This window comes from Citrobacter sp. wls827 (assembly GCF_005280875.1).
Taxonomy (GTDB): domain Bacteria; phylum Pseudomonadota; class Gammaproteobacteria; order Enterobacterales; family Enterobacteriaceae; genus Citrobacter; species Citrobacter youngae.
The window spans coordinates 3,614-8,016 of the sequence record NZ_SZWR01000022.1 but is presented as its reverse complement, the minus strand read 5'-3'; the positions used below and the strand labels follow the sequence as shown (position 1 = coordinate 8,016).

Below are 4,403 nucleotides of genomic sequence, written 5' to 3'. Positions count from 1 at the left end.
AAAAACCGACAGGCCAGCACGCATACTGCTGGCCTGTCTGATAAACAGGTCGGCTCAGCCGATGTGAAAAAAATAAGATCGTGGAGAACAACATGAGCGCAAATGCGGAGACTCAAACCCCGCAGCAACCGGTCAAGAAGAATGGCAAACGTAAAAGTATGCTACTCCTGCTGACCTTGCTCTTTATTATCATTGCCGTGGCATATGGGATTTATTGGTTTTTAGTACTGCGTCATATCGAAGAGACAGACGATGCGTACGTGGCAGGGAACCAGGTTCAAATTATGGCGCAGGTATCAGGCAGCGTGACGAAAGTCTGGGCTGATAACACTGACTTTGTAAAACAGGGCGATGTGCTGGTCACTCTCGACCAGACAGATGCCAAACAGGCATTTGAAAAAGCCAAAACTGCGCTGGCCTCCAGCGTGCGCCAGACGCACCAGTTGATGATCAACAGCAAGCAACTGCAGGCCAGCATTGAAGTGCAGAGAACTGCACTGGCCCAGGCACAAAGCGACTTTAATCGCCGTGTCCCGCTGGGTAATGCCAACCTGATTGGCCGCGAAGAACTGCAACATGCCCGCGATGCCGTCGCCAGCGCTCAGGCTCAGCTTGATGTCGCAATCCAACAATATAATGCGAACCAGGCAATGATTCTGGGTAGCAAGCTGGAAGATCAACCTGCTGTACAACAGGCTGCCACCGAAGTGCGTAATGCCTGGCTGGCACTGGAACGTACCAAAATTGTTAGCCCGATGACCGGCTATGTTTCCCGTCGTGCCGTGCAGCCTGGCGCGCAAATTAGCCCGACTACGCCACTGATGGCGGTTGTTCCGGCCACTAACCTGTGGGTGGATGCCAACTTCAAAGAAACACAGCTGGCCCACATGCGTATTGGCCAACCGGCGACCGTTATCAGTGATATTTACGGCGATGACGTGAAATACACCGGGAAAGTCGTCGGCCTGGATATGGGTACGGGCAGCGCGTTCTCCCTGCTGCCGGCGCAAAACGCGACCGGTAACTGGATCAAAGTCGTCCAGCGTTTGCCGGTACGTATCGAACTGGATGCGCAGCAGCTGGCACAACATCCACTGCGTATTGGTTTGTCAACACTGGTTACGGTAGATACCGCTAATCGTGACGGGCAGATCCTGGCAAGCCAGGTCCGCACCACGCCAGTATCAGAAAGTAATGCACGTGAAATCAACCTTGATCCGGTCAATAAGATGATCGAAGAGATCGTGCAGGCCAACGCGGGCTAATTTAAAGGTGCGTGTGATGCAACAGCAAAAACCGCTTGAAGGCGCGCAGCTCGTCATTATGACGATTGCGCTGTCCCTGGCGACATTCATGCAGGTGCTGGACTCCACCATTGCTAACGTGGCGATCCCCACTATCGCCGGGAACCTCGGCTCTTCGCTGAGCCAGGGAACCTGGGTGATCACCTCATTCGGGGTGGCGAACGCTATCTCAATTCCGATCACCGGCTGGCTGGCCAAACGCGTTGGCGAAGTCAGACTATTCATGTGGTCAACTATCGCCTTCGTCATTGCGTCGTGGGCATGCGGGATGTCCACCAGCCTGAACATGCTGATTTTCTTCCGCGTCATTCAGGGTATTGTCGCTGGTCCATTGATTCCGCTGTCACAAAGCCTGTTATTGAATAACTATCCTCCCGCCAAACGCTCCATTGCCCTCGCGCTATGGTCGATGACGGTGATTGTTGCCCCAATATGTGGCCCCATTCTTGGGGGCTACATCAGCGACAACTATCACTGGGGCTGGATATTTTTCATCAACGTGCCAATCGGTGCTGTGGTGGTATTGATGACCCTGCAAACTCTGCGAGGTCGGGAAACCAAAACCGAGCAGCGGCGTATCGACGCCATTGGTCTGGCTTTGCTGGTCATTGGTATCGGCAGTTTGCAGATTATGCTCGACCGCGGCAAAGAATTGGACTGGTTCGCCTCGCAGGAAATTATTATCCTGACGGTTGTCGCCGTGGTGGCAATCAGCTTCCTCATCGTCTGGGAGCTTACCGATGAGCACCCCATTGTCGATCTCTCGCTGTTTAAGTCGCGCAACTTTACCATCGGCTGTCTGTGTATCAGTCTGGCCTATATGCTCTACTTCGGCGCAATCGTCCTGTTACCGCAGTTATTGCAGGAGGTGTACGGATATACGGCAACCTGGGCAGGTCTGGCGTCTGCGCCGGTTGGGGTGATTCCGGTGATCCTGTCGCCGATTATCGGCCGTTTCGCACACAAGCTGGATATGCGTCGGCTGGTCACGTTCAGCTTCATCATGTATGCCGTCTGCTTCTACTGGCGTGCGTGGACATTCGAACCCGGTATGGATTTTGGCGCATCGGCCTGGCCGCAGTTTATTCAGGGGTTCGCGGTAGCCTGCTTCTTTATGCCACTGACCACCATCACGCTATCGGGGTTACCGCCTGAACGAATGGCGGCAGCATCGAGCCTGTCCAACTTTACGCGAACGCTGGCGGGTTCTATTGGCACATCGATCACCACAACGATGTGGACTAGCCGTGAGTCGCTGCACCATGCGCAACTGACGGAGTCAGTAAACCCTTATAATCCTAATGCGCAGGCCATGTATAACCAGCTGCAGGGATTAGGGATGACCAAAGAACAGGCATCCGGCTGGCTGGCGCAGCAAATCACCAACCAGGGGCTGATTATTTCTGCTAACGAAATCTTCTGGATGTCTGCAGGGATTTTCCTCGTGCTTCTCGGCCTGGTATGGTTTGCCAAACCGCCATTCGGTGCAGGCAGCGGCGGCGGCGGCGCGCACTAATATCGATTTGTCGGTACTGAGAATCAAAACCCAATATAGATATTGAATCTATATTGGGTTCAATTCATTGACTAATTCAATATAAATTAATGCTAAACCAGAGCAGTTTTTGATATTTTTCGTTGTCTCTTAGTAAGAGAATCGCCTTGGTGATAAACCAATCAATAAGGCGATGTCAATGGACAACATTAATGCTTTAGCACAAAAACATATAGATATACTGGTAAGCGCTGCAATGAGCCCAGACGATAAAACATTGCACAAAGAAGCAACTAAACTACATGGCGTAGTCGAGTGTCTGAAGTACATTTTTACTTTTGGAATTAAGGACTCAGGGGAGAAGCGTCTTAAGTCAGTCATCAATAGTCTCGCGAGCTCTTTGGCTTCCGAGGGTATGTCCCCGCGAAAAACACTGAACAGTATTATTGATAACCCCGACATTTCTATTAGATTCACTATTGATAAGTCAGAAAAATCGCTACAAGGTGAATATGAATTATGTATAAGTAAGGACACGGATGGAGCCTACTCACTGAATATTAGTGAAGAAAACGTATCTGAACCATTAGAGTTACAATTAAGTGAAGCGCAGTTCATATCAGGGGCCAGATATCTTAGTACCATATATTTTCTGGATAAAAACAATCTATCAGAAGCCCAACAAAAATATATTGATACTGGATGTCTCGATCTATCAGGGGAAGATTTAAGCGAACTTGATATGAGCGATTTGGATTTGAGTAATGCTGACCTTTCCGAGGCAAATCTAAGTAGAACAAATATAGCAACTGAACAACTACTTGATACTAGTTTAATACGTGATAATTTTAGCGAAGATAATCAGCCTGAAGCAGCAGCAAGGTTGAATGAGATAATGTTGTTGGGAAAAAATATCTTCAGTAAAAATAATAAATTATTCGAATCTATTAAGAATATGGCTAAACCAGAGTGTCAACAATTGTTTAGTAAAACATTGATTGAAGAAAAAGACTCAGACATGATGGTTTCATATTCAATCGCAGGAAACATTATTGCTAATGAATCAATATTGCATTATACCATGCAGAAATTTTCAGAAGCAGGAATGGGTAACTTAAAGCAAATTATCGACAAATTTTCAAAACTCTTTTTTGAACAACCTGCTGTATATAAAGATATCATTCCTGCCGAATCAAGCCTTAGGAAAATAACAACTCTAGATAAATGGAATGAAGCCGTACAATCCGGTTACTTTGATGCAGATAAAATGGCACTACTTTCGAGAGGACTCAGTACGACCACAGAGTACAAGGATTTCATCAAGGATCTAAAAAATGATCTGGAATCCTTTAACATCACTAGCCAAGAGAGTTATTGTAAAATACTGGACAAAGGTGAGATTATGATGGGGAAATATGACTATTGTACCAATGTCAGTGTAATAACCCCAGAAATCTTAGAAGACGTAGAAATCTTTGGACAATATACTTCTTTTTATAGAGAGTTTGGTAAATTAATTGATGTTATTTTTAATAAAATATAAAGGTAAAACTCAATAGCGCTTGCAACTACATTCTGACGATGTCATTTAAAGGTGCGATGGT

At 47.2% G+C, this 4,403-nt stretch carries 3 protein-coding genes; all 3 read left to right on the top strand.

The window, feature by feature from the left end:
• Positions 1 to 92 precede the first annotated feature (92 nt).
• Positions 93 to 1,265, top strand: a complete 1,173-nt coding sequence (gene emrA, locus FDX03_RS18720; RefSeq protein WP_048213008.1) for a multidrug efflux MFS transporter periplasmic adaptor subunit EmrA — start codon at positions 93 to 95, stop codon at positions 1,263 to 1,265.
• 16 nt (positions 1,266 to 1,281) lie between these two features.
• Positions 1,282 to 2,820, top strand: coding sequence for a multidrug efflux MFS transporter permease subunit EmrB (gene emrB / locus FDX03_RS18715; RefSeq protein ID WP_061068443.1), 1,539 nt, complete (start codon positions 1,282 to 1,284; stop codon positions 2,818 to 2,820).
• Between the two features lie 178 nt (positions 2,821 to 2,998).
• Positions 2,999 to 4,342: a pentapeptide repeat-containing protein gene (locus FDX03_RS23605; protein WP_249357107.1), complete on the top strand. Its 1,344-nt coding sequence runs from the start codon at positions 2,999 to 3,001 to the stop codon at positions 4,340 to 4,342.
• Positions 4,343 to 4,403 lie beyond the last annotated feature (61 nt).